Source organism: Streptomyces sp. NPDC031340 (genome assembly GCF_055569945.1).
The window spans coordinates 234,362-257,063 of record NZ_JBVIIE010000001.1 but is presented as its reverse complement, the minus strand read 5'-3'; the positions used below and the strand labels follow the sequence as shown (position 1 = coordinate 257,063).

General features: G+C 73.9%; 19 protein-coding genes and 1 riboswitch. Of the genes, 5 read left to right on the top strand and 14 right to left on the bottom strand.

Going from position 1 to position 22,702, the window contains the following annotated elements; translation table 11 throughout:
* Window positions 1–102 precede the first annotated feature (102 nt).
* From ACZ5GT_RS01130 to ACZ5GT_RS01115, 4 genes are all read right to left on the bottom strand, one after another.
* The gene (locus ACZ5GT_RS01130; protein ID WP_469012202.1) at window positions 103–783 is read right to left on the bottom strand and encodes a fasciclin domain-containing protein; all 681 of its coding nucleotides are present in this window, start codon (window positions 781–783) and stop codon (window positions 103–105) included.
* A gap of 113 nt (window positions 784–896) precedes the next feature.
* Window positions 897–2,552: a molybdopterin-dependent oxidoreductase gene (locus tag ACZ5GT_RS01125; RefSeq protein WP_469012200.1), complete on the bottom strand. Its 1,656-nt coding sequence runs from the start codon at window positions 2,550–2,552 to the stop codon at window positions 897–899.
* Between the two features lie 237 nt (window positions 2,553–2,789).
* Window positions 2,790–4,748, bottom strand: coding sequence for a YncE family protein (locus ACZ5GT_RS01120; RefSeq protein ID WP_469012197.1), 1,959 nt, complete (start codon window positions 4,746–4,748; stop codon window positions 2,790–2,792).
* 250 nt (window positions 4,749–4,998) lie between these two features.
* Window positions 4,999–5,388, bottom strand: a complete 390-nt coding sequence (locus ACZ5GT_RS01115) for a luciferase domain-containing protein (RefSeq protein WP_469012194.1) — start codon at window positions 5,386–5,388, stop codon at window positions 4,999–5,001.
* A gap of 240 nt (window positions 5,389–5,628) precedes the next feature.
* Here ACZ5GT_RS01115 and ACZ5GT_RS01110 point away from each other — a divergent pair, with 240 nt between their 5' ends.
* Complete coding sequence (locus tag ACZ5GT_RS01110) at window positions 5,629–6,000, top strand: DUF6479 family protein (protein ID WP_469012191.1); 372 nt, start codon at window positions 5,629–5,631, stop codon at window positions 5,998–6,000.
* Window positions 6,001–6,042: 42 nt separating this feature from the next.
* Here the strand turns inward: ACZ5GT_RS01110 and ACZ5GT_RS01105 are convergent, their stop codons facing one another.
* Window positions 6,043–6,726: a DUF6445 family protein gene (locus ACZ5GT_RS01105; protein ID WP_469012447.1), complete on the bottom strand. Its 684-nt coding sequence runs from the start codon at window positions 6,724–6,726 to the stop codon at window positions 6,043–6,045.
* A gap of 290 nt (window positions 6,727–7,016) precedes the next feature.
* Here ACZ5GT_RS01105 and ACZ5GT_RS01100 point away from each other — a divergent pair, with 290 nt between their 5' ends.
* The gene (locus ACZ5GT_RS01100; protein ID WP_469012189.1) at window positions 7,017–7,763 is read left to right on the top strand and encodes a DUF4142 domain-containing protein; all 747 of its coding nucleotides are present in this window, start codon (window positions 7,017–7,019) and stop codon (window positions 7,761–7,763) included.
* Between the two features lie 105 nt (window positions 7,764–7,868).
* On the opposite strand, the gene ACZ5GT_RS01095 is transcribed toward ACZ5GT_RS01100, so the two are convergent.
* On the bottom strand, window positions 7,869–9,524 hold the full coding sequence (locus ACZ5GT_RS01095; RefSeq protein WP_469012188.1) for a glycoside hydrolase family 13 protein: 1,656 nt from the start codon (window positions 9,522–9,524) through the stop codon (window positions 7,869–7,871).
* Between the two features lie 306 nt (window positions 9,525–9,830).
* Complete coding sequence (locus ACZ5GT_RS01090; RefSeq protein WP_469012187.1) at window positions 9,831–10,250, bottom strand: ArsR/SmtB family transcription factor; 420 nt, start codon at window positions 10,248–10,250, stop codon at window positions 9,831–9,833.
* Window positions 10,251–10,330: 80 nt separating this feature from the next.
* Window positions 10,331–10,519, top strand: a riboswitch (cobalamin riboswitch).
* A 28-nt stretch (window positions 10,520–10,547) separates the two neighbouring features.
* On the opposite strand from ACZ5GT_RS01090, the gene nicT reads away from it, so the two are divergent.
* Entirely contained in the window at window positions 10,548–11,588 is a 1,041-nt protein-coding gene (nicT, locus tag ACZ5GT_RS01085; RefSeq protein WP_469012185.1) for a Nickel transporter NicT, read from the top strand.
* 11 nt (window positions 11,589–11,599) lie between these two features.
* On the opposite strand, the gene ACZ5GT_RS01080 is transcribed toward nicT, so the two are convergent.
* On the bottom strand, window positions 11,600–12,565 hold the full coding sequence (locus ACZ5GT_RS01080) for a nucleoside hydrolase (protein WP_469012183.1): 966 nt from the start codon (window positions 12,563–12,565) through the stop codon (window positions 11,600–11,602).
* A gap of 200 nt (window positions 12,566–12,765) precedes the next feature.
* Between ACZ5GT_RS01080 and ACZ5GT_RS01075 the strand changes: the two genes are divergently transcribed.
* Window positions 12,766–13,539 carry a hypothetical protein gene (locus ACZ5GT_RS01075; RefSeq protein WP_469012182.1) on the top strand — a complete coding sequence of 258 codons (774 nt, stop codon included), beginning with the start codon at window positions 12,766–12,768 and terminating at the stop codon, window positions 13,537–13,539.
* A 61-nt stretch (window positions 13,540–13,600) separates the two neighbouring features.
* Here the strand turns inward: ACZ5GT_RS01075 and ACZ5GT_RS01070 are convergent, their stop codons facing one another.
* Window positions 13,601–14,350: a GAF and ANTAR domain-containing protein gene (locus ACZ5GT_RS01070; protein ID WP_469012180.1), complete on the bottom strand. Its 750-nt coding sequence runs from the start codon at window positions 14,348–14,350 to the stop codon at window positions 13,601–13,603.
* Between the two features lie 211 nt (window positions 14,351–14,561).
* The gene (locus tag ACZ5GT_RS01065; protein ID WP_469012178.1) at window positions 14,562–15,905 is read right to left on the bottom strand and encodes a helix-turn-helix domain-containing protein; all 1,344 of its coding nucleotides are present in this window, start codon (window positions 15,903–15,905) and stop codon (window positions 14,562–14,564) included.
* Window positions 15,906–16,004: 99 nt separating this feature from the next.
* On the opposite strand from ACZ5GT_RS01065, the gene ACZ5GT_RS01060 reads away from it, so the two are divergent.
* Window positions 16,005–16,166 (top strand): hypothetical protein, encoded by a 162-nt coding sequence (locus ACZ5GT_RS01060; RefSeq protein WP_469012176.1) that lies wholly within the window; start codon window positions 16,005–16,007, stop codon window positions 16,164–16,166.
* Between the two features lie 61 nt (window positions 16,167–16,227).
* Here the strand turns inward: ACZ5GT_RS01060 and ACZ5GT_RS01055 are convergent, their stop codons facing one another.
* The 4 genes from ACZ5GT_RS01055 to ACZ5GT_RS01040 all read right to left on the bottom strand — a co-directional run bounded on the left by ACZ5GT_RS01055 (window position 16,228) and on the right by ACZ5GT_RS01040 (window position 22,665).
* The gene (locus ACZ5GT_RS01055; protein WP_469012173.1) at window positions 16,228–17,601 is read right to left on the bottom strand and encodes an extracellular solute-binding protein; all 1,374 of its coding nucleotides are present in this window, start codon (window positions 17,599–17,601) and stop codon (window positions 16,228–16,230) included.
* Window positions 17,602–17,675: 74 nt separating this feature from the next.
* Window positions 17,676–20,855 carry a vWA domain-containing protein gene (locus ACZ5GT_RS01050; protein WP_469012171.1) on the bottom strand — a complete coding sequence of 1,060 codons (3,180 nt, stop codon included), beginning with the start codon at window positions 20,853–20,855 and terminating at the stop codon, window positions 17,676–17,678.
* An 8-nt stretch (window positions 20,856–20,863) separates the two neighbouring features.
* Window positions 20,864–21,229, bottom strand: a complete 366-nt coding sequence (locus ACZ5GT_RS01045) for a hypothetical protein (protein WP_469012167.1) — start codon at window positions 21,227–21,229, stop codon at window positions 20,864–20,866.
* Between the two features lie 83 nt (window positions 21,230–21,312).
* Complete coding sequence (locus ACZ5GT_RS01040; protein WP_469012163.1) at window positions 21,313–22,665, bottom strand: hypothetical protein; 1,353 nt, start codon at window positions 22,663–22,665, stop codon at window positions 21,313–21,315.
* Window positions 22,666–22,702 lie beyond the last annotated feature (37 nt).

Below are 22,702 nucleotides of genomic sequence, written 5' to 3'. Positions count from 1 at the left end.
CGCCTTCCTGTGCACACCTCGCCGCCGGACGGCGGCCGACCGGAGTCCCGGGCACCGCCGCACGGCGCCCGGGACCTGAGAGAGAGGGACTGGGAGACGCCGTCAGCCGGCGGGCATCAGGACGGTGTCGACGATGTAGACGTTCGCGTTCGCGGTCTTCACGTTGCCGCAGACGACCTTGGCGGCATCGTTGACCGTGTAGGACTCGCCGGAGCCGGAGGTGGTCAGCTTCGCCTTCGCCAGGGTAGTGAAGGAGCCGTTCTCCAGGTCCGCGGGGGCCAGCCGCTGTCCCACCACGTGGTAGGTGAGGATCTTCGTCAGCTGCTCCTTGTCGTTGAGGACCTTGTCCAGGGTGGCCTTCGGGATCTTGGCGAAGGCGTCATTGGTCGGCGCGAACACGGTGATGTCCTGCGCGTTGTTGAGCGTGTCCACCAGGCCGGCCTTCTTGACCGCCGAGACGAGCGTGGACAGCGCGGGGTTGTGCGAGGCGGCGGTGGCCACCGGGTCCTTCGCCATGCCCGCGAAGGAGCCCGCGCCGTCCTTGGGCACCGAGGAACAGGCGGGGCCGAAGGGGTCGTCGGACATCGAGGCCGTGGAGCCGCCGGACCCGCCGTCGGCGGCGGAGGTGGACGCGGGGGCGGAGGCCGAGGCGGACGCCTTGTCGGAAGAGCCCGCCTTTCCGGAGTCGCCGCCGTCGCCGTCGCCGGAGCAGGCGCTCAGTGCGAGCGGCAGCACGGCCGCGGCGGCGAGGGTGACGGCGGTACGGCGGATACGGGTGTTCATCAGGTGTCTCCTGTCGATGTAAGCGGCGGCTGCCGCCCGTACACGGGTGAGGAAGGTGGTTCGGAGGTCAGAGGGGGTCCCCGGGGACAGTGATTCGGGGGTGGGTCGGCGGGTCATTCGACGGTCACCACCACGGAGTGCCGGCCGGTGGCGCCGTCGGGGACCGTGCGGGTGCGCCGGGCGGTCTGCACCTCGCCGGTGCGGTCGGTGGCGCGCACGGTGAGGCTGTGGCGGCCGGGGACCGCCTGCCAGCGGAAGAACCACTGGCGCCAGGTGTCGCGGGAGTACTCGGCGGCGAGCGTGGCCTGCTGCCAGGGCCCGTCGTCGACGCGGACCTCGACGCGGTCGATGCCGCGGTGCTGCGCCCAGGCCACCCCGGCCACGGTCACCGGGCCGGCCGCGGGCCGGGCGAACGGCTTGGGGGTGTCGATGCGCGACTGCGTCCTGACCGGCGCCCGCCGCGCCCAGCCGCGCCTGACCCAGTAGGCGTCGTAGGCGTCGAACGTGGTCAGCTCGATGTCCTCGATCCACTTGCAGGCCGAGACGTATCCGTACAGGCCGGGGACGACCATGCGGACCGGGAAGCCGTGCTCGAAGGGCAGCGGTTCGCCGTTCATGCCGACGGCGAGCAGCGCGTCGCGGCCGTCCATGACGTCCTCGACCGGCGTGCCGATGGTCATGCCGTCCACGGACCGGGCCACCAGCTGGTCGGCCCGGCCGCCCCGCGACGGCGGCCGCACCCCGCACTCGGCGAGCAGGTCCACCAGGCGCACCCCGGTCCAGCGCGCGGTGCCGACGTACGGGCCGCCGACCTCGTTGGACACGCAGGTCAGGGTGATGTCCCGCTCGACGAGGTCCCGGCGCAGCAGGTCGTCGAGGGAGAACTCGGCCGGCCGGCGCACGCCCCTGCCGTGGACGCGCAGCCGCCAGCCGGACGGGTCCACCTTCGGCACCACCAGGGCGGTGTCGACCCGGTAGAAGCGCGCGCTGGGCGTGGTGAACGGACCGAGCCCGGCGATGCGCGGCCGGGCGGCCGCGGGCACGGCCGGGGCCGGGGAGGCGGGAGACGGCAGGACCACGGCGCGGCGGGCGGCGGCCGCGTCACGGCCGCGGGCGCCGCCGACGGCCCGGCCCAGCACGCCCGCGCCGGCCGACCCGACGGCGACCGCGGACCCGGCGAGCAGGAATCCGCGCCGGTCCCGGGCCGCGTTCGCGGTGGCGGTGGCGGTGGCGGTGGCGGTGGCGGGCCAGGCTGCCTTCGCGGTGGTGGGCCGGTGCGCGGGAGACGGCAGGAGGCCGGCCAGGACGTACAGCGCCGACGCCCCGGTCAGCGCGCCCGCGAAGGAGGGCAGCGCGTCGGCGGCGCCGACGGAGTCGGGCCTGCCGAGCGCCGCCGCGGCGCCGACCACGCCGAACAGCAGGATCCCGGCGGCCCCGGTGCGCCGGCGCCGCACCGCGAGCACGCCGAGAGCCGCCGCGGCCAGGGCCAGCACCGCGAGGATGCCGAGCCGCAGCACCAGCTTGTCGTCGGTGCCGAAGGAGCGGATCGCCCAGTCCTTCACCGCGGCGGGCGTACGGTCGACGGCCGCGCCGCCGACCGACACCACCGGTCCGGCCTGCGGCCGCGTCCACGCCGCCGTGAGTTCCGCGACGGCCAGCGCCGCGCACCCCGCCAGCACACCGCTGAGCGCGCCCAGCAAGCCGCTGAGCGCCGACGCGTCGCGCGTCGCGTCGCCTGGCCTGACCGGGAACTTCTCGTCGTCCGTCACGCGGGGAATCCGAACCCGCGGGCTCGGCGGATTGGCCGATTCCCCGATCGAGTGAACTTTTCTTCCGGACCCGTCCGGAGGCGGCCCCGGCTACGGATTCCCTCTTCGGCCCTCTTCGGCCCTCCTCAGCCGTCTTGGGGCGCGTTCCGGGCGCGTTGCGGGCGCATGCGGAAGGGCTCCCGCCCCCGCACGGGTTTCCGTGCGGGGGCGGGAGCCCTGACTGTCCGGCCGGACCGGCTAGTTGGAGAAGTACAGGTACTTCCAGGAGCTGTACGTCGTGGAGTTGACGCTGTCGCCCGAGGAGCCGTTGATGTAGGCCGAGCGCATGCGCGCCTTGATGCCGGACTCGCCGGGGGCGCCCAGGGAGACGGCCGACTTGCCGTTGCTGCCGATCGGGAAGTACTCGGAGTCGGCGGAGTACCAGGTGCCGTTGTAGTAGACCTGAAGGTCGAAGCGCTGCTGGCGGCCCGGGTAGTACGTCATGGTCGTGGTGAGCAGCGGGTCGGTGCTCTTGTGGAACCAGTAGTACGTGTGCGTGCCGATCTTGGCCGTCTTGTAGTGCTTGGAGACGGCGACGGAGACCTTCACCTTGGCGTACGCCGTCGACTTCACCGTCTTGGGCGCGTAGCGGGCGTCGCCCTTGAAGACCGCGGTGACGAGCGTGTCGCGGGTCATGTCCACGGTCGCGGTGATGTTGCCGCTGGAGTTGACCGTGCCGGACTTGATCAGCTTCTTGGGCTTGTCGCCGCCGAAGGGGTCGGCGTAGATCTCGACCGTGCGGTTCTTGTACGTGGTGCCGAGGTGCGCGGTGAACTTGACGTCGGTGCCGTACGAGTACAGCTTGCCGTTGTTGTTCAGGGTCAGCGTGGTCGCGTTGCGGGACACGGAGACCTTGTCGCTGGCGCTGACCGCCGCGTGCTGGGCGTCGCCCGCGTACCTGACCTTGTAGGTGACCGTGCCGCCGGCCGGCGGGGTGTCGGAGAAGGAGTACGTGCCGTCCGACTTGACGGTGACGGAGGGCAGCGCCTTGCCGTTCGGGGACTCCAGGTCGGTGCGGGTGACCTCGAGCTTCACGCCGCTGGGCAGCGGTACCGTCGCCGAGATCTTGCCGGTGACCGTCAGCTTGGTGGCGCGCTTGGCGGTCGACGGGGCGTTGACCGTCAGGGTCGGGACGTTCTTCGTCGGGTCGGTGAGCGCCTTGAGGGTGTAGCCGCCGCCCGACGTGCCGACCAGGGCGAAGATCCGGGAGGCGTCCGGGGCCCAGGCCAGGTCGGCGAGGCCGTACGAACCGGTGGAGTACGTGCGGATCGGCTTGGTGGCGTTGGGCTTGTAGGTCGCGATCTGGGTGCCGTTGAACTGCGCGACCGTGCCGTCGGGGGCGATGTCGGCCTTGTGGCCGGTCGGGTAGGTGCCGGCCTGGGTGAACTTGCCGTCCTGGTAGGCGTCCCGCAGGTAGCCGTTGACCAGCACCTGGGAGGCGCCGGGCACGACGTCGATGTCGCCGATCCCGCTGTTGAGGGTGTAGTCGCCGTTGTAGAAGGCGACCTTCTGCGCGGTGCCGGAGGACACGTCGAAGACGGCCATCGAGTCCGAGGACAGGCCGGTCTCGCCGACGGCGAGCACGCCGGGAGAGGACGGGTCGGTGTCGAGCAGGCCCGGGTCGTGGATCCACACGTCGGCCGGCCGCTGGCCGAGGGTGACCGGGTCGGGGTCGGTCGCCGGGTCCGTCACGGGGGGCACTGCCGGGTCGACCGAGCCGAGGTTGCCGTCCCACTGGTCCCCGTAGGTGAACCAGACCTTGCCGGCGGAGAAGGCGACGTACCGCGGGCCCTTGGTGACGGCGACCGGGTAACGCTTCAGGACATCCAGGGTGGCGGCGTCGAGGACCACGATCTCGTGGGTGTCCTCGACGGCCGCGTAGAGGGTGGCGCCGTCGTCGGAGAGCGCCAGGTCGGTGATGCCCTTGACGCCGCTCACCGACTCCAGGACGGTGCCCGAGTAATTGGTGGCGGTGACGGTGCCGGCGGAGCGGTCGCCGACGAAGACCCGCTTCAGGGCGCCGTCCACGACGATCCCGGCGGGCGTGGTGACGTTGGCGGTGGCCGCCGAGGCGGTGCCGGCCGCGACGACGCTCAGCGCCGCCGAGCTGAAGAGGACCGCGAGTGCCGTCGCGGTCGAGATGCTGCGCGTGCGCACAGTGCTGTTACCCCCACGAGGAAACCCGGCGCGTGACCGGGAAGACGAGTGCGCCGCGCAGCACCCGGGCATGACCGCTGGAAGGCGGAGACGCGCGGGGCGCGGCTGCGAATGGCAGCCTATGTCATGCCTGTGACACTTGGGAAAGGCGTTTCCGGTACAGGCGGTTCGGGGGGATCGGGGGTCCGGGAATGTTCGCCGGCCGCCCGCGCAACCTCCTCGGTGGCCGCCCGCCCGCGCGCCCTCCGGGTCAGCCGCCCCCGTCGCGTGGAAGCACCGTCACACGGTGGAAGTTGCAGGAGGCCGCCGACACGTCGCCGCGCACCGGCCGGATCTGGTGCGCCTTGAGGGCGACGCTCACCAGGCTGAGCAGCAGGTCGACATCGGTGTCGCAGTCGAGGTGGACGGTGACCCAGCGCGAGCCGGGCACCAGGTGGATCGCGCTGGAGCCGGCGAAGTCGTAGTGGAGCCGCTGGATCGCCGGGGCGGTGAGGTGGAGGTCCACGTCGCGGTCCGAGTGGAAGTGGACGATCTCGTCACGGGCCGAGCGCAGCGCCCGGCCGGTTCCGCAACTGGTCGGGCACGGGCTGAGGTCGGGCCATGTCACCAACTGCTGCATGGCTCTGAGGACCGGCGTCATGAGCCCATGGTGCGCCGATCACCGTGCGGCCACCAGAGATTGAGCGATCCGTAACCACCGGGAGATCCGCCCGGATCAGCCGAGATCGGAACGAACGGAACGCATCACTCACGGACGGGCCGCCGCCCGATGCCATCGAATACACGTTCACCATCCGGCGCGCGGCCTGGACGAGCAGACCGATATAGCTAATTTTCTCCTCAATCTGCCCTTTTCAGGCATTTGGGTGATAATTGGCTCATGAACACAGTGACCTTTGTCCTGGCCGCGGCCTCGACGGGCGACGTGGTCAAGGTGATCGCCGCATTCATCGGCGGCATCTTCGTCGCCGGCGGGCTCATCTGGGCGGTGCAGTTCGGCATGGGGGTCCGGGACCGCGAGCTGCCCCATCCCAGCCCGGAGGACCAGCCCCATCCCCCGCCCGGCGGACCGGTCCGCGAGGCGCGCGAGGTCCGCGAGCCGGACGAGGTCCCGTACGGGGACCACGGCGAACGGCTCATGCCCTACGAACTGCACGCCGCGTCGACCAGAACGGGGAAGGACCAGCATCGCCGGCGCTGGCAGCCCGGCTCCAGCGGCTCCTTCGGCAGCGGCGGCATCGGCCACGTGTGAGCGCGGCCCGCTCGGCTCAGGCGAGCGGGCGGCACGCTCGCCTCAGGCCATCCAGAAGAAGACCGCCGTCATCCTCTTGTCGGCCGGCGTGCTGCCGCAGTAACCGGTCGCGCTGTGCACCAGGTTGGCGTTGTAGAGCAGCAGCCGGTTGGCGCGGTGCGGGACACGGACGTCCTCCTCGAAGGCGTCCGGCGCCACGAACCGCGTCCCGAGCGCCTCGACGAGGTTGTTGTGCGGCGCCTGCACCACGTTGCCGCCGAGCCGGCCGCCCGGCAGGGACTGGCGGTAGAAGCTCGTGCCGCAGTCCTTGGGCACGGCGGGATTGAGGTAGAGCACGGCCGCGTACCGGCACAGCGCGCGTGAGTCGGTGTGCGGGCGCGGCTCGCTCTCGCCCGCGCCGACGACCTGGACGCAGTTGTGGTTGAGGGTGCCGCCGCCGGGCGCCCGCTGCACCCACAGCCGGTCCGCCCCGGTCGCCTTCCTCACCAGCCGCTCCACACGGGCGAGTTCACCGGGTTCCAGCCCCGGCATGGCACGCAGGCCCGGCCAGGTCTCCGCGGTGTACGGATACCCCTGGACCCAGTCCTCCCTGGCGAGACAGCGCTCCCGTACGGCGTCTAGGTCGGGCAGGACGTCGTCCAGCACCCAGTAGTCGCGGCCCTTGGTGGGCTTGCGGTACGGGAGCACGGGCAGGGCTGCGGGCGTCCTGGTGGGCTGGGGGGACATGCCTGCGGGGAACCTGGGGGGCTGGGGGGACATGCGGCCGAATGTAGGCGCGGGGCGGGTCTCGACTCTCCCGCGAACGGGTCAACTCTCCTGCACGACGGTCAACCTTCCGTCAACCCGTCGGGGCGGCCCCGGCGGGTGCGCGAGACCTGGCTCACACCCCGCAGTTTTTACCAAATCAAAAGGTTCTGCGGCTGATCCGGTCCGTACTCCCCTGCGTCCGACCCCCGCCGTCCCTTGGCGGGACCCCCGACCGGGCAGGAGGCACGGTGCGCTTTTCGCGGAACGCGATGGGAACTCTCTTCGTGGGCGGTGCGCTCAGCATGACCCTCGTCGCGCTCGCCTATCCGTCGATGCTCGGGGTCAGCAAGGTCAGCAGCGCGCCGGACCGGGTCATCGCGCAGACCCAGTGGGGCCCGCTGACGGAGGGCGACCGGGACTTCGTCGTCAAGGTGCGTGCGGCCGGGCTGTGGGAGTACCCGGTCGGCCAGATGGGCCTGAAGAAGGGGCAGAGCAAGGCGGTCATCACGGCCAGCAAGCACCTGATCGACGGGCACGCGGCGCTGGACGCCAGCTGCCGGAAGATCGGCCCCATGCTCGGTATCGCGATACCCAACCTGCCGAGTCCGCAGCAGCAGGGGTTCATCAACACCCTCAACGCCGACAGCGGCGCGCAGTTCGACAAGGACTTCGCCAACATCCTGCGCATCACGCACGGTTCGATCTTCAACACGATCGCGAAGATCCGCTCGACGACCAAGAACACCCTGGTGCGGACGCTCGCCGACCAGGCCAACGACACGGTCCTGGACCACATCACGGTGATGGAGCAGACCGGTCTGGTCGACTTCGACCAGGCCCTCTTCCAGCAGACCACCCCGCCGAAGCTGCCTTCGACGGACCTGACCCCGCCGCCCCCGGCCGCGGGCCAGCCCGAGGTGGTGCTCACCCCGCCGGTGGACAGCACGACCCAGCCGCCGGCCCTGCCCGGCGAGTCGTCGGCCCAGCCCGCCACCCCGAACCCGACGGTGGGATGACGACCGGGCGCGCCGGTGAGGACCGGTGAGTGAGTACCGGGCGCGCCCGGTGCCGTGATGACCGCGCGCGCCCGGTGCCGTGAGTGCCGGGCGCGTTCGGTGCGGTCAGGCGAGCCAGACGGTGGTGTCCGGGTCCAGCCGGCCGTCCTCGACCGGCGCGCTGCTCAGCAGCACTTCCCCGGGCGGCAGCCGGACGGCGCTCCCCGAGAGGTTGGTGACGCACCGCCAGCCCTCGCGGCGGGTGAAGTGCAGGACTCCGTCGGGGGCGTCCTGCACCCAGGTCAGCGACTCGCCCTCGAGCAGCTTGCGGCGCAGCCGCAGCGCCCTGCGGTACAGCTCCAGGGTGGAGCCCTCGGCGCCGTCCTGCGCCTCGACCGAGTACGCCGCGAATCCCGGCGGCTGCGGCAGCCAGGCCCGGCCCGCCCCGAAGCCGTACGACGGCCCCGTCGTCGTCCACGGCAGGGGCACCCGGCAGCCGTCGCGGCCCTTGCGGACGTGACCCGTCTGCTCCCAGATCGGGTCCTGCAACACCTCGGCGGGCAGGTCGGCGACCTCCGGCAGGCCGAGCTCCTCGCCCTGGTAGAGGTACGCCGATCCGGGCAGCGCCAGCATCAGCAGGGTCGCCGCCCGGGCCCGGCGCAGCCCGGCCGCCTCGTCCACCGCCGGGGCGTGCCCGCCGGACAGCAGCCAGGCGTTCTCGTCGGCGCCCGGCGGCAGCGTCAGCCGTGAGGCGTGGCGTACGACGTCGTGGTTGGACAGCACCCAGGTCGCGGAGGCGCCCACGGTACGGGCCGTCCGCAGCGAGGAGGCGATCACCCGGCGCAGTTCCTCGGCGTCCCAGCCGGCCTGCAGATACTCGAAGTTGAACGCCTGGCCCAGTTCGTCGGGGCGGGCGTACAGCGCGCGCCGGGCGTCCGGTACCCAGGCCTCGGCGACGGCCGCACGGGGCGGGCGGTAGGCGTCCAGGATCGTGCGCCAGTCGCGGTAGATGTCGTGCACCTCGTCGCGGTCCCAGTAGGGGTGGCTGCCCGGCGCGGTCAGCAGCAGGGCCTCCTCGGCGACCCGGGGCAGGTCGCCGAGGTCGCGCAGCGGTTCGCTCAGGTCCTTGGCCAGGGCGTGCGCGACGTCGACGCGGAAGCCGTCGACGCCGCGGTCGGACCAGAACCGCAGGGTGGTGCGGAAGTCCTCGCGCACCTCCGGGTGGGACCAGTCGAGGTCCGGCTGCTCGGGCGCGAACAGATGCAGGTACCACTGCCCGTCCGGCACCCGCCGCCATGCGCTGCCGCCGAAGACGGACTGCCAGTCGGAGGGCGGTAGTTCGCCGTGTTCGCCGCGGCCGTCCCGGAAGACGTAGCGGCCGCGGGCGGGCGAGCCGGGTCCGGCGGCGAGGGCCTCCTGGAACCAGCGGTGCCGGTGGAAGGTGTGGTTGGGGACCAGGTCGACGAGCACCTTCAGGCCGAGCCGGTGCGCCTCGGCGACCATGGCGCCGAAGTCGTCCAGCGTGCCCAGGCGCGGGTCGACGTCCCGGTGGTCGACGACGTCGTAACCGCCGTCGGCGAGTTCGGAGGGGTAGAAGGGGCTGAGCCACAGGGCGTCGACGCCGAGGGCGGCGAGGTGGGTCAGGCGCTGGGTGATCCCCCTGAGGTCGCCGAGCCCGTCGCCGTCGGCGTCGGCGAAGCTGCGCGGGTAGACCTGGTAGACGACGGCCTGCCGCCACCAGTCGGGGTCCTTGGACGAGAGGTCGGGCGCGGGGTGGTTCACGTGCTCCCCTTCGGACGGGCCGGGCCGGAGAAAAGGCGGACGACAGACACAACTCTGTCCGGGACAGCCCGCCGGGTGAACCCGGAACGCCCCGGTAACCTCCTGCTTCGGAGGCGTTCGCCGGCCCCGTCCGCCACCCGCCCGCCCCACCGCCCGCCCCACCGTGCGCCCCGTCCGCCGTGCACCGCGCGTCCGTGCTCCGGGATGCGTCCGTGCCCCGGGCACGCATCCGTCCTCCGGGATGCGGCCGATGCGCCCCGCGCGTCAGTGCGTCGCGGTGTGGCCGTGCGCCCCCCGCGCGCCCGGTCAGCAGCCGTCCCAGCCGCGGTCCGAGCCGATGTCCGAGCCGGCATGCAAGTCGGCGTCCGGGCCGGCGTCCGCCCCGCAGTGGGCGAGCAGTGCCTGTACGTCCGTGTCGACGACCCGGTAGCGCACCACCCGGCCCTCCTTCTCGCCGGCCACCACCCCCGCGGCCCGCAGCAGCCGCAGCGCCTGGGACACGGCGGGGTCGTTCATGCCGGTCGCGATCGCCAGGTCGGACACGGCCAGGGGGCCGGTGCGGTGCAGGGCGAGGAGCAGCGCGAGCCGTTTCGGGTCCGCGAGCAGGGAGAAACGGTCGGCCCAGGCGCGGACGCGGCCCGCGTCGCCGATGGCGGCGATCGCGTCGCACACCCGGTGGCCGTCGATGGCGCGGCGGTCCGCGCGGTCGGCCGGGACGAGATGCATGGGGTCATCCTCGCAGGCGTCCCTCTGTGATCTTCGATACCTGCGCATGTGTGCAGCTATGCAGGGGAGGGTCCGCGCCCCTACGGTGGGCGGGCCGTGGTGTTCGGGAAGCCGGTGCGAAACCGGAGCGGCCCTCGCCACTGTGATCGGGGAGTTGTCGGCCCACGTCCCCTTCGGGACAGCCACTGGCCGCCGCGAGGCGGCCGGGAAGGCGGACCGGCGACGCACGACCCGTAAGCCAGGAGACCGGCCACGGCAGCTCACGAAGTGATCCACGAGGTGCTGGAGCGTGACCGTATGACCGACCCTGCCCACAACTCTGCCTCCTTCCGCTGGCGGCGCGAGGACACGGTGAAGACGGCCGGCCTGCTGGCCGTCATCACCGCCCTGCACATCCTGGCGTTCGGCGTCCTGTTCCTGCTCGTCGTCCCCGGCCACTACGAGGTCGGCACCCGCACGTTCGGCATCGGACTCGGCGTCACCGCCTACACCCTCGGGGCGCGGCACGCCTTCGACGCCGACCACATCGCGGCGATCGACAACACCACCCGCAAACTGATGGCCGACGGCAAACGGCCGGTGTCGGTGGGGTTCTGGTTCGCGCTCGGGCACTCCAGCGTGGTGATCGTGCTGGCGGCGATGACCGCGGGCGGCACGCACCTCGCCGACCGGGTGACCAACCGCGACTCGTCCGTCCACCAGGTCCTCGGCTTCATGGGGACGACCGTCGCCGGCACGTTCCTGTATCTCATCGCCGCGCTCAACCTGGTCGCCCTGGTGGGCATCCTGCGGGTCTTCCGGGCGATGCGGGCGGGCACGTACGACGAGCGGGAACTCGAACGGCACCTGGAGTCAAGGGGGTTGGTGAACCGCTTCCTCGGCCGCCTCACCCGGTCGGTCTCCCGCCCCGGCCAGATGTACGCGGTCGGCTTCCTGTTCGGGCTCGGCTTCGAGACGGCCACCGAGGTGGTGCTGCTGGCGATGGCCGGCTCGGGCGCGGCGGCCGGGCTGCCGTGGTACGCGGTGCTGTGCCTGCCGCTGCTGTTCACCGCGGGGATGTGCCTGTTCGACACGCTCGACGGCACGTTCATGAACTTCGCCTACCAGTGGGCCTTCTCCAACCCGGTGCGCAAGGTCTACTACAACGTCACCATCACCGGCCTGTCCATCGCCGTCGCCTTCGTCATCGGCACGATGCAGCTGGCCGGTCTCGACCTCGGCGACGTCGGCTACGTCATCGTCGGCCTGTTCGTGGTCGTCTGGGCGGTCGCCGTGACGTACTGGCGCCTGGCCAGGGTGGAACAACGCTGGGCGGCCCGGCCGGCGAAGGCCGACTGACTCCGTTCCGGCTAACGCCCTTCCACCGTCGACAGGTACAGGTGGACGAAGCGGGGGACGTCGACGTCCAGGGCCACGTCCACCGACGGCCGGCGGCGGCCGCCCTCGTGGATCTCGGACTCGCCGGGGCGGGCGCGCCGGTCGACGACGGTCTGGCCGCGGGTGGGGCCGGGAGCGAGGCAGACCTCGACGGGCAGCGGCCTGGTGGTGATGCCGGCCGGGTCGGCGACCGAGCAGACGGCGCCCGCGTCGCCGAGGCCGCCGTCGGGGTCGTCGCCGTCGGGGTCCGGCGCGGAGGGGCGGTGGGCGAGCAGTTCGCCGGCCAGGCGGGCGCCCGGTTCCGCGCTCGCCCGCAGGCGCCGTACGTCGGCGGCCGGCACGATGACCCGCTGGAACACGTCGAGGCCGTACATGGTGATCGGCACGCCCGCCGTGAGCAGGATCGCGGCCGCCTCCGGGTCGTGCCAGACGTTGAACTCGGCGACCGGCGTGGCGTTGCCGGTGGCCACCGCGCCGCCCATGAAGACGATCCGCTCGATGTTGCGGGTCACCTCGGGGTGGGTGCGCAGCAGCAGGGCGATGTTGGTCAGGGGCGCGGTGGGGATCAGGGTCACCGGGCGGGGCGAGGCGAGGATCTCCCGGCGCAGCAGGGTCACCGCGTCCAGGCCGGACGGGGTGCGGGCCGGCGCGGGCAGGCCGAGGTCGCCCATGCCGTCGTCGCCGTGCACGTGCCGCGCCGACCGCACGGGCTCGATCAGCGGGCGTTCGGCGCCCCGGCCGACGGGGATGTCGGGGGCGCCCGCCTGCTCCAGCACGGTCAGCGTGTTGCGGACGACGCCGTCCACGTCCGTGTTCCCGGCGACGCAGGTGACCGCCCGCAGGTCGAGCCCGGGATGGCGGACGGCGAACAGCAGGGCCAGGGCGTCGTCGACACCGGTGTCGCAGTCGATGATCACCGGAATGGGCTGACCGGTCACGGCAGGCTCCTCTCTCCTCGGACAGCGACCTTACGCAGCCGCCGACGGACCACGGGCGGCAGGCCACGCCCGACGGCTCGGCCACGGCCGGGTCGGCCATGGCCGTAACCCGGACGGACCGGCGCACTGGTGGGCGCCGGGGGGCGGTGGTCCCGTGGGAGACGTACCGATCTTGGAAGCTGCTGGCTCAGGAGGCCCCGATGACCCGTACCCCGGCCCGCGTCCTCGTCGTCTCCGCGCTCTGCGCGGGCGTCCTGCCGGCCGCGGCGGCCTGCACGGCCGGCCCGGACGCGGCGCGGCAGGCCGCGCCCGCCGCCTCCCGCGCCGCCGCGTCCCCTCCGGCCGCCGCCCTCTCCACCCGCCCCCTCACCCGGGACCAGGCGCAGGCCGCCCTGCTCACCCCGGCCGACCTGGGCCCGTCCTGGACCCCCACCCAGGGGGCCGCGACCTGGCGGGACGGCCTGCTGAAGGCCACCGCCAAGGCGCCGGACTGCCGACGGCTCCTCGACGCCCTCTACACCGACGACCTGTTCGGCGCCGGTTCCGCCGTCCTCGCCGAGACCGGTCTCGACGACGCCGTGGACGGCTCCCAACTGCGCCAGCAGGTCCGCGCCCTCACACCCTCGGCCGTCGACCGGAAGCTGGCCTGGCTGCGGACGCTGCCGCGCGCGTGCGCCGGGTTCACGGCGGCCACCGCCCAGGGCTACGTGCAGGACGTCAAGGTCGCCGAGGCCGTCCTGCCGGAGGCCGGGGACGCCCGCCAGGGCCTGCGGGTCACGCTGAGCGGACAGACCGACTACGGCGAGCGGAGCGTGCTCACGCTGGACGTCGCCGTCGTCCGGGCCGGCGCGGACACCGTCGTCCTCACCGACGGCGGCCTGGGCGCCGTCTCCCCGGACACGACCCGCACGGCCGTCGAGACGGCGGTGCGGCGCCTGACGGACGTGCGCAAGCAGGGTCGGGCGGAGATCTGAGCCGAACCACGGGCAGCCCCGCACCCGCCGAAGCCGCCCCCGAAACCGAACCGTTCCCGTGTCAGTCGTGGTCGAAGCGCAGGTGGTGTTCCACCACGTCGCGGGCCACGTCGACGACGGTGCGGTCGCGGGCGAAGGCGTGGCCGCGCAGCCGGGCCAGGGCCTCCTCCGCGGAGACGCCGAGCTGTGCCATGACCATGCCGGTGGCCTGGTAGACCTCGTCCTGCTCGCGGGCCAGTCCGGCCGGCCAGCGCACCTCGTCGCGGCTGTCGTCGTCCTCCCACGGCATGATCAGCAGGGCCACCGTCACGACCCTGGCCATGAGCCGCGCGGTGTGCAGGTCGCGTTCGCTGAGCCGGCCGGGGGTGTCGCGGTAGAGGTCGAGCGTGCCCACGCACACCGTCTCGTTGCCCAGCGGCATCGAGTACATCGCCCGGATCCCGGCGGCGGTGGCCTTCTGCGCGAAGACCGGCCAGCGCCGGGCGTCGGTGCCGGTCGCCAGGTCGCAGGCGAGCACCGCCTCGCCGGCCTCCAGGGCGGAGTGCCCCGGCCCCTCGCCCAGCGTGGCCTCCACGTCCTCCAGGTAGGCGGCCTGCGGGTCGCTGGCGCCCAGCCGCACCGGCAGGCCGTCGGTGTGCAGCGTCACGCCGGCGCCCGTCACCGGCAGCAGGCTGACCGCGACGTTGCACAGGCGGGCCGGTATCTCCCCGGGGCCGGTGTCGCGCAGCCACTCGGCGATCGCCTCCACGCCGGGTGCCCTGTCCCGTCCGGCGCCGCCGGGGATGTCTGGAGGCTCGGACCTGGGCCCCACTGCCACCGCCTCCTTCACTCGCAGGAGGGCCTTTGCCGTCCGGGGGTTCCGGTACGGGGCGCTGCCGCCCGTGGCCCGGACGCCGCCCGACTACCCGTGACCCCAGGCCCGAAACGCCTGTTCCGGTCGCGTCCGCCCGGTTTCCGGCGCCGATACGGCGGCTGCCTCGTCCGCCGCGAGCGTCGCGGCGGCCGGCACCGGTCCCGACGGGTCACATCGGAGGCTGTGCGGGCGCGGGTCCGAGGGTGGTCGTGCCGGGCGCCTTGCGGTGTCCGAGCCCCGTCCGGTACGCGTCCAGCGCCGCCTCCACCCGGCCGGTGCGGCGCAGCAGGTCGCCGAGCAGCCGGCACAGATCGGCCAGGTCGCCCGCTGCGCCCGCCCGCTCCAGCAGGCTCAGGGCGCGCACGTAGTGCTCCTCGGCGGCCTCCGTGTCGCGGGCGTCCTCGGCGATGATGCCGAGCAGGCGGTGGGCGGCGGCGGAGTGCAGGGCGCCGCGGTCGGGGCTGAGGTCGCTGAGGACGTGGTGCAGCAGTTCGGCCGCCTCCCCGGACTTCCCGCGCCGGTGCAGCACGTCGGCGAGCTCGACGGCGGCCTGGCTGCCGTAGAGGGCGGCGCGCCCGGCGGCGAACATGGCCAGGGCCTGCCGCAACTGCTCCTCGGCGCGCGCGAGTTCGCCGTTCTGCGCGTACACGTAGCCGCGCATCCAGTGGCAGTTGGCGAGTTCGGTCCGCAGGTGCAGCGTCCGGTACAGCTCGGCGGCCTTGGCGAGGGAGGCGTCGGCCTCGGCGACGCGGCCCTCGGCGAGCTGGGTGCGGGCGACCGACCGGTGCATGCGGGCGACCAGCGCGGGGTCGCCGGCCTGCGGGGCGAGCGCGAGCGCGGACTCGGCGGCCCGGGCGGCCCGCGCGTGCGCGCCCATGTCCATGTACGGCCCGATGATGCCGACGTACAGCAGCAGCAGCGCGTCGGGGTCGTGCGGTCCGCCCCGGTTCAGCTCGTCGAGGGCGGACTCGAGGAGGTGGACGGCGTAACGGAGCTCCCCGGCGAGGTAGTGGGAGACGGCGCGTCCGCGCAGGGCGGGCACCCGGGCGGGCAGCGGCAGGCCGGCGAGCAGTCGCTCGGAACGCTCGAAGTGGTGGCGGGCGGCGGCCAGTTCGCCGGCGTCCAGGGCACACTCGCCGAGTCCGAGCAGGGCGGCGGCCTGCGCGTCGACGAGGTCGTGCTCCTCGGCCTCGGCGAGCAGCGCGGCGTACTGCTCGGCCGCCCGCGCGGCCTCCCCGGTGGCGAGCGTGCGCCGGGCCTCGGCGAGCCCGAGGCCCAGGTCGGTGGCGAGGTCGGCCGGACGCCCGGTGACCAGTTCCCGGTACGCCACCCCGAGCCGCTCGGCGATGTGCCGCAGCGCCGCCTCGGAGGCCCGCACCCGCCCGGCCTCCACGGTGGAGATGTAGGCGGGCGTGTAGGCGGGCTCGGCGAGCTGTTCCTGCGTCATCCCGCGTTCCGCCCGCAACCGCCGCACCCGGCGCCCGACGGTCTCCGGATCGTCCCGGTCCTGCATCGCCCAACTCCCCCTGCGACTCTTGCCGTTGCCCCGCGCCCGCCCCTAGGTTAAACGGCGGATCAAACACGTTTGACGCGATGCCGTTGAGAGGTTGCCGTGCTCCGACACATCTCCGAGCGTCACGCCAGAGGGTTCGGCGCGGCCGTCGTCGCGGTGGTCGCCCTCCTGCTGGCCGCCAACGCCGGTCCGGCCAAGGCGGCGGACCTGTGGCCGACGGCCGGCCCGCTGACCGTCCGGCACCTTCCCCAGGGCGGCTGACAGGCGGCCACTCCGGTCGGTCCCGCCGGTCCCTCTGCCCAGTCGGTCCCACCGGTTCCGGTCAGCCCCCTCCGTCCGGCAGGGCCTTGCGGAGGGCCTCGTCCAGCCTTCTCGCCAGCGTCTCGGCGTCCGGCGGGCTGTCGCCGAACAGGGCGCCGAGCTGGGCGGTGAAGGTCTGCGTGAAGGCGCCGTACAGCGGGGTGCGCGGACGCTGCACGGCCCGTTTCAGGGCCGGAAGCAGGATGCCGCGCGCGTACTCGGGCCGGCCCGCCGTGTCGCGGGGCATCCGGTCGGCCTGCTCCCCGGTCGGCGAGGGCGAGGGGGTGGCAGCGGTGGCGCAGCGCACCGCGTCGTCCGTGTAGGCCGACTCCCGCGTCGCCGCGAACCCGGCGTCCAGCAGGCAGCGTTCGCTCTGCTTGCCGGTGAGGAAGGAGATCAGCTCCTTGGCCTTCGTCGCCCGCCGGGAGGAGGCGGTCACCGCGAGGTTCTGGCCGCCGAGCACCGCGCGTCCGGGCAGCGGGGCCACACCGATCTGCTGCTCGGTGAAGTTCTGGAACAGGGAGCGGTAGACGTACGGCCAGTGCCGCAGGAACGCGGTGCGGCCGTCGGCGAAGTCGCTCAGTGAGGCCGCCTCGTCGGAGTGGACGGCGTCCGGCAGGAGGTAGGGCCCGTCGGTGCGCCGGCGCAGCTCCTCGACACCCCGCCTCAACCGGTCGACGTCGCCGGTGTAGCGGCCGTGGGCGTCGGTGAGGGACAGGCCCGGCACCGCCGTCGCGAACGCCTCCACCGCGTTGACCGTACGGCCCTCGTAGGCGGCGAGCTGGGTGGTCCAGCCGTCCTCGTAGCCCTCGGGCCGGACGTCGCTCACGTCGCTGATCAGGGTGTCGAGCTGGGTCCAGCTGATGCCGCGGCTCAGGTCGGTCTGCTGCACGCCGGCCTGTACCAGCCAGTCCCGCCGGTAGTAGAGCAGGCCGACGTCGCTGTTGAACGGGACCGCGTACACCTGTCCGTCCCAGCGGGCGGTGCGGGCCACGGAGGGGATGACGTCGGGGTCGATCATGCCGTCCGGCAGTGGGCGCACCAGGTGCGCGGCGGCGAACTCCGGTATCCAGGTCACGTCCAGGTTGACCACGTCGTAGGTCGCGCTGCCGGACTGGAGGGCGCCGAGCAACTGGCTGCGCTGTTCGTCGGCGCTGCCGGGCAGTTCGACCAGCCGGGCGCGGTAGCCGGTGTGCTGCTGGTCCTGCTGCCGGTTCCAGGCGTCGATGAGCTGCTCGCGCACGCCGTTCTTGCCGGTGACGTCCCGGCCGCTGGCGATCACGATCTGGCCGGGCACCTCCTCGTCGGAGGGCGGCTGCGGCCCGCCCGAGCAGGCGGCCGACAGGAGCAGCGCCAGCAGCGCCGCGATCCGCCCGACGGCCCGCAAGACCCGCATGCCCCGCGCGCTTCGAACGGCTCGCGTGCCGTGCGGGGCTCGCGGGCGTCGTACGGATACGTCTCGCACGGCCATCAGTCGTCCCCCGTCCCGATGCGCGCGACCTCGTCGGTCAGGCCCGCGCCGAGGTCGTCGTCGGCGTCCAGGCAGCGCCCGCCGCTCGCCGCGGAGATCCGGGCGTCCGGCCTGCCCCGGTCACAGCCGCCGCTCGCCACGGACACCATGGCCACCGGCACCTTCGCCGTACGGATCCCGTTCAGCACGTCGTCGATGCCGCCCCCGCCGGTCAGCCGGGAGTTGTCCTCGTCGTCGGTGATGTAGACGATCAGCTGGGGGCGGTCGTCGTGGGCGCGGCGGTCGGCCATGTCCTTGAGCGCGGCGAGCAGCGCGGCGCGCGGGTCGGCCTCGGCGTCGTGGACCTTCGCGGCGTCGATGGCGCGTTCGGCGTCCTTGCGCCGGTGCTGCCCGAAGCCGAGGAGCGTCTCGTACGGGCGACCGTCCGTCGTGCCGGCCACCGACCACACGCCGTACTCGTCCCGGTCGCCGAGCCCGCCGAGCGACTGCTTCAGCAGACCGCGAGCGCCGCTCGCCCCCTTCCACTGGTCCGTCATGGACCTGGAGCTGTCGAGCAGGAACAGCACCCGGCCGGGCTCCTGGGCGTTCCGGTACCGGGTGAGCGTGGTGTCCATCGCCCGCTGTCCGGAAGCCTCGGTCAGCGGGGAGGGTGCGCGCAGCACGCCGGGGGCCACGTGGTCGGGATCGAGCAGGTCCCGGACGTCGTCGGCGGCGCGGAAGCCGTCGCGTGCGAACACGGACCGGCCGCCGGGGCCGGCGAGCCAGTCCCGGAACCGGCCGGCCGCCGTCCCGCGCGCCTCCTCGTCCCGGTCGGCGCCCGTCCAGCGGACCCGGACGAAGGTGGGCTTGATGCCGGGCACGTCGCCCGGGTACTCCGCCGTCCGCGGGGTGCGCCTCGTACGGTCGCAGCCCAGGCCGGTCTTCATCAGGAACTCGGGGACGAGCGCGGCGGTGCGCTGGTCGACGGTGTCGTCGTCGGGCAGCGCGCACAGCAGGTCGGCGGCGGTGCGGGACGGCGGGCCCGGCGGGGCGACCTGCTGCTCGGCGTGGGCCGGGTCGGTGCCGGTGCCGTACAGGCCCGTCGTGGCGAGCAGCGCCGCGTCGGTGAACTCCGGGTCCGGGCGGCGCACCTCGGCGTCCTGGGCGCGCTCGTGCAGGCCCTTCAGCAGCTGGGACAGGGTGGGCCGGATGCGGTCGCCCAGGGACTCGGCGGCGATGCCGGTGGGGACGGCGAGCACGATCGGCGAGTACGCCAGCGGCTCGGCGGCCGGCGTCAGGCGGGCCAGGGTGTCGGTGTCCTGGCCCTTGGTGACCCGGGCGACGTCGGCGGGCGAGGCCGGGATCCACACGTCCGGCTGCGGGCCGACGTCGCGCTGCGGGTTGGTGTCCTCGTCGGGGGGTTCCTGCCAGGCCTCGGTCTGCCGGCGCAGCGCGGTGATCGCGTCGGCGGAGCCCGCGCTGTAGACGGTGACGCCGCTGCGCCGGCAGCCGTCGCCGTCGGTGTTCGCGTCCGACGTCAGGTACGCGGCGGCGGCCGCGGTCACGGTGGCCTCCAGGTCGGGGTCGGTCAGCACGCGCAGTTCGAGGGGCGGTGCGCAGGAGGAGCCGTCGGCCAGCAGCGCGGACAGGGCGCAGGACCCGAGCCCGGTGGCGAGCAGCGCGAGCACCAGGGTGATCCGCCCGGCCGGCCGCAGTCGCCGGTACCAGGCGGCGAGGAGCGTGGCGGGAGCCCGCAGGAGAGCGAGGAGTGCCCTGCCCGGGTGGGGCAGAACGGAGCCGGGCGGGGCCACGGCCGGACCGGTCGGACCGGTCGGACCGGCCCCACCGGAAACCGGCGGGGACACGGTCGCCCCGGACCGTCCGGAGCCGGGGGCGCCTGGGCCGGAGGCGTCCCCGCCGGGGGAACCCGAGCCGGAAGGGCCCGAGCCGGAGGCGCCCGTGCCGGGGAAGACCGTCCCCGGGGGACCCGGATCGCGGGAGCCGGAGCCGGAGCCGGAGCCCGAGCCGGATCGGGGGAAGCCGGGGTCGCGGGAGCCCTGGTCACGGATGCGCGACCCAGGGAATCCCGGGTCACGGGGACGCGACCCAGGGAATCCCGGGTCACGGGGACGCGACCCAGGAAATCCCGGATCGCGGGGACGCGACGCCGAGAAGCCGGGATCGCGGGAACCTGGGCCCGATAAGCCCGGGTCGCGGGAGCCTGGGCCCGAGGAGCCGGAGTCGCGAAAATCTGGCCCCGACAAGCCAGGGTCGTGGGAGTCCCGACCGGCGAAGCCCGAGTCTCGGGAGTCCGGGCCGGACAGGCCGGGGTCGCGGGGGTCCGGGCCGGACAGGCCGGGGTCGCGGGGGTCCGGGCCGGACAGGCCGGGGTCGCGGGGGTCCGGGCCGGATGAGGCCGGTGGGCCGGGCGGTGTCTGCACCGGGCTTCCCGGGCGGGGCACCCCGCGGGCGGACAGCAGGACGTCCTCGCCCGGCTCCGTCCGGCTGAGCGGCTCCCACGGCTGGTCCCGTACCGTCCGCAGGCGCGCCGCCCGCATCCTGGCCCGCAAGTCCTCCGCGAGCCGGCCGAACCACACCTCCCCCGTACGGTCGAGGAGTTCCGCCAGCAGGGCGGTGAACGGCGTCGGCGTCGCCGGATCGCCCGCGTCGATGCGGTGGTTGGCCTGCACGCTCGTCAGCAGCAGCACCCGCCGCCGGTCCGGGAGGTGCTCCCAGATCCAGGCCGCGTTGCCCGCGAAGCAGCAGTCGAGGACCACCACGATCCGCTCGGCCCGGCTGGTGCCCAGCATGCCCAGCACCGTGGTGAACATCTCGGCGCCGGGGAAGACCGCCTCCTCGCCCGCGTACACGCCGGCGCCCCGCAGTTGCAGGAACAGTTCGTCGCCCGCGCTGGGGATGGCCCCGTGGCCCGCGAAGTACACCAGCAGCAGGCCCTCGGCCTCCTCGGCGACCCTGCGCAGCTGGTGCTCGAAGTCGTGCGTGTACGGCGACCGCAGCAGGACCAGCTCGCTCGCGCCGAACACCCCGCTCCGCTGCAGCACGTCCCGCAGCCGGTCCAGGTTGTGCCGTACGGCCGGGAGGTCGCCGGGCACCCCGTGCGGCGGCTTCGTGTGGTCGTACTCGGACACGCCGACCAGCAGCGCCCGGTTCCCCTTGCCACGCGCGTCGAAGCGGCTCACCGGGCGGCCTACCTGCCGTCGGGTCCCAAACCGTCGACGTCGGCGCCGGGCGGCTCACCGTTCTCGACGTCCCGGCGGTTGGCCTGCCAGGCGTGAACGGCGAGCCTCACCTGCTGCAACAGCTCCTTGAACACGGCGGACGCGCCCGCGCCGACCAGCGCCACGACGATCTCCGAACCGAAGCCCATCGGGGCGCCCGGTTCGGCGTCCGTGCGTCTGCGGATGTCGATGCGTAACTCGCCGGTGCGCGCGAACTGGTCGAGCGGGGCCTCCCGCTCCAGCCACTTCTTCAGAGCGACGACGTCGCTCTCGCTCGCCGTCCGGTCCAGCCGTACGCGGATCCCGTGGTCGGCCACTCCATCCCCCTCAGCCATGACACACCATCATGACACCCAGGCCGCCGCCCCGGGGAGGGTCTGTCCGATCCGGCGTCCGCGACCGGCTCGGCGACCGGGGCTCAGCCCTGTGTCTGCAACTGACCGAGCTGGCGCCGCACATGCTCCAGCGCGCCCTCCCGGCGCCCCGGCACCCGGGAGCGCAGGTCGGCCAGCAGGGAGCCGAGTTCCCGCGCGCCGGCCGGGTCGTCGATCAGCCCCCACTGGTGGTGCGCCCGGTCCACGGCCGCCTCGACGGCCGGCGCGTCCGGCGCCTGCCCGGCCGACAGCCGCGCGGCGGCCACCGCCAGCCAGGTACGGCAGCTGCGCGCCGGGTCACCGGCGAACATCGCGAGGTCGGCCCGTACTTCGGCCCAGTGCAGCGCCTCCTCGGAGCCGGGCCCGTGGGCGTCCAGGGCGGCCTGTTCGTGCCGGGCGGCGAGCCTGTCGGCGTCCGCGTGCCGCCCGGACCGGACGGCGTCGGAGATGGCGGCGTGGGGGTCGTCGCCGACGTCCGCCGCGGCGGCGTCCGACCCCCCGGGCGCCTGCGGACCGGACCGTCCGGGCAGACGGGCGTCCCCGTCGAAGGGCTGTGCGGGCTCGAAGGACTCCGGGGACTCCGGGGACTCCGGGGACTCGGGGGACTCTGAAGACTGGACGGGCTGGACGGGCTCGGCGGGCTCGGCGGGCCGGGGTACGAAGGCCGGGCCCCCGGCGCCGGTCGGCCTCGGCGAGGGCGCGGGCGCCGCCACCACCGGCGCCGCCGCCGACGCGGCTGTCGGCGCTGCTGCCGGCACGGCTGCCGACGCCGGCGCCAGCAGCAGGTCTCCGTAGCCGTGGCCGTCGCTGCCCAGCCGGGCCAGCGCCTGCTGGTGGAGGTCCGCCAGTTCCGGCCGGTGCCCGCTGCGCAGGATCGTCGCCACCGCCTTCATGTACGCCGGCACGGCCACCGCGCGCCGGCCCGGCGGCGGCGCGATGCGACCGTAAACGGCGTGGCCGGGTCCCGAATCGAGCGGGTTCACCCGCAGCCACTCCCAGGTCTCCGGATCGGCGTGCAGGTCGAGGACCAGGGACGTCGACCCGGCCGCCCGCAGCCGCAGTTCCTCCCGGATCCAGTGCCAGGGCAGGGCGGTGTAGCGGACGGTGGCCGGCGTCGTACGGGCCAGCGCGAGGTGCGGCAGGCGCTGGCGGCGGTCGAGCTGGAGCTGGCCGGTGACGAACACGGTCAGCGGACCGGTCGCGGCCGCGGCGGCCCGCAGCCGGGTCAGCACGGCCTGCGGTTCCAGGGGGTCGGCGAGCTCGACGACGTTCGCGGTCTCGGTGCCGGACAGCACGGCGGGCGGGACCGCCGCGAGGACCGGGAGCACCGACGCGGCGTCCACCAGGCACCCCTTGCCGGCCGGCGATGCGGCGAGCAGCAGCACGGTTCCGGGCATCGTTCCCTCCCCATCCCCCGTCGATCACGTACGGCAG

Bases quoted from the DNA above. Each gene is read 5' to 3' on its own strand.
- ACZ5GT_RS01130 (WP_469012202.1), bottom strand. From the start codon at position 783: ATGAACACCCGTATCCGCCGTACCGCCGTCACCCTCGCCGCCGCGGCC.
- ACZ5GT_RS01115 (WP_469012194.1), bottom strand. From the start codon at position 5,388: ATGACGCCGGTCCTCAGAGCCATGCAGCAGTTGGTGACATGGCCCGAC.
- ACZ5GT_RS01110 (WP_469012191.1), top strand. From the start codon at position 5,629: ATGAACACAGTGACCTTTGTCCTGGCCGCGGCCTCGACGGGCGACGTG.
- ACZ5GT_RS01105 (WP_469012447.1), bottom strand. From the start codon at position 6,726: ATGTCCCCCCAGCCCACCAGGACGCCCGCAGCCCTGCCCGTGCTCCCG.
- ACZ5GT_RS01100 (WP_469012189.1), top strand. From the start codon at position 7,017: ATGGGAACTCTCTTCGTGGGCGGTGCGCTCAGCATGACCCTCGTCGCG.
- ACZ5GT_RS01090 (WP_469012187.1), bottom strand. From the start codon at position 10,250: ATGCATCTCGTCCCGGCCGACCGCGCGGACCGCCGCGCCATCGACGGC.
- nicT (WP_469012185.1), top strand. From the start codon at position 10,548: ATGACCGACCCTGCCCACAACTCTGCCTCCTTCCGCTGGCGGCGCGAG.
- ACZ5GT_RS01075 (WP_469012182.1), top strand. From the start codon at position 12,766: ATGACCCGTACCCCGGCCCGCGTCCTCGTCGTCTCCGCGCTCTGCGCG.
- ACZ5GT_RS01065 (WP_469012178.1), bottom strand. From the start codon at position 15,905: ATGCAGGACCGGGACGATCCGGAGACCGTCGGGCGCCGGGTGCGGCGG.
- ACZ5GT_RS01055 (WP_469012173.1), bottom strand. From the start codon at position 17,601: ATGCGGGTCTTGCGGGCCGTCGGGCGGATCGCGGCGCTGCTGGCGCTG.
- ACZ5GT_RS01045 (WP_469012167.1), bottom strand. From the start codon at position 21,229: ATGGCTGAGGGGGATGGAGTGGCCGACCACGGGATCCGCGTACGGCTG.
- ACZ5GT_RS01040 (WP_469012163.1), bottom strand. From the start codon at position 22,665: ATGCCCGGAACCGTGCTGCTGCTCGCCGCATCGCCGGCCGGCAAGGGG.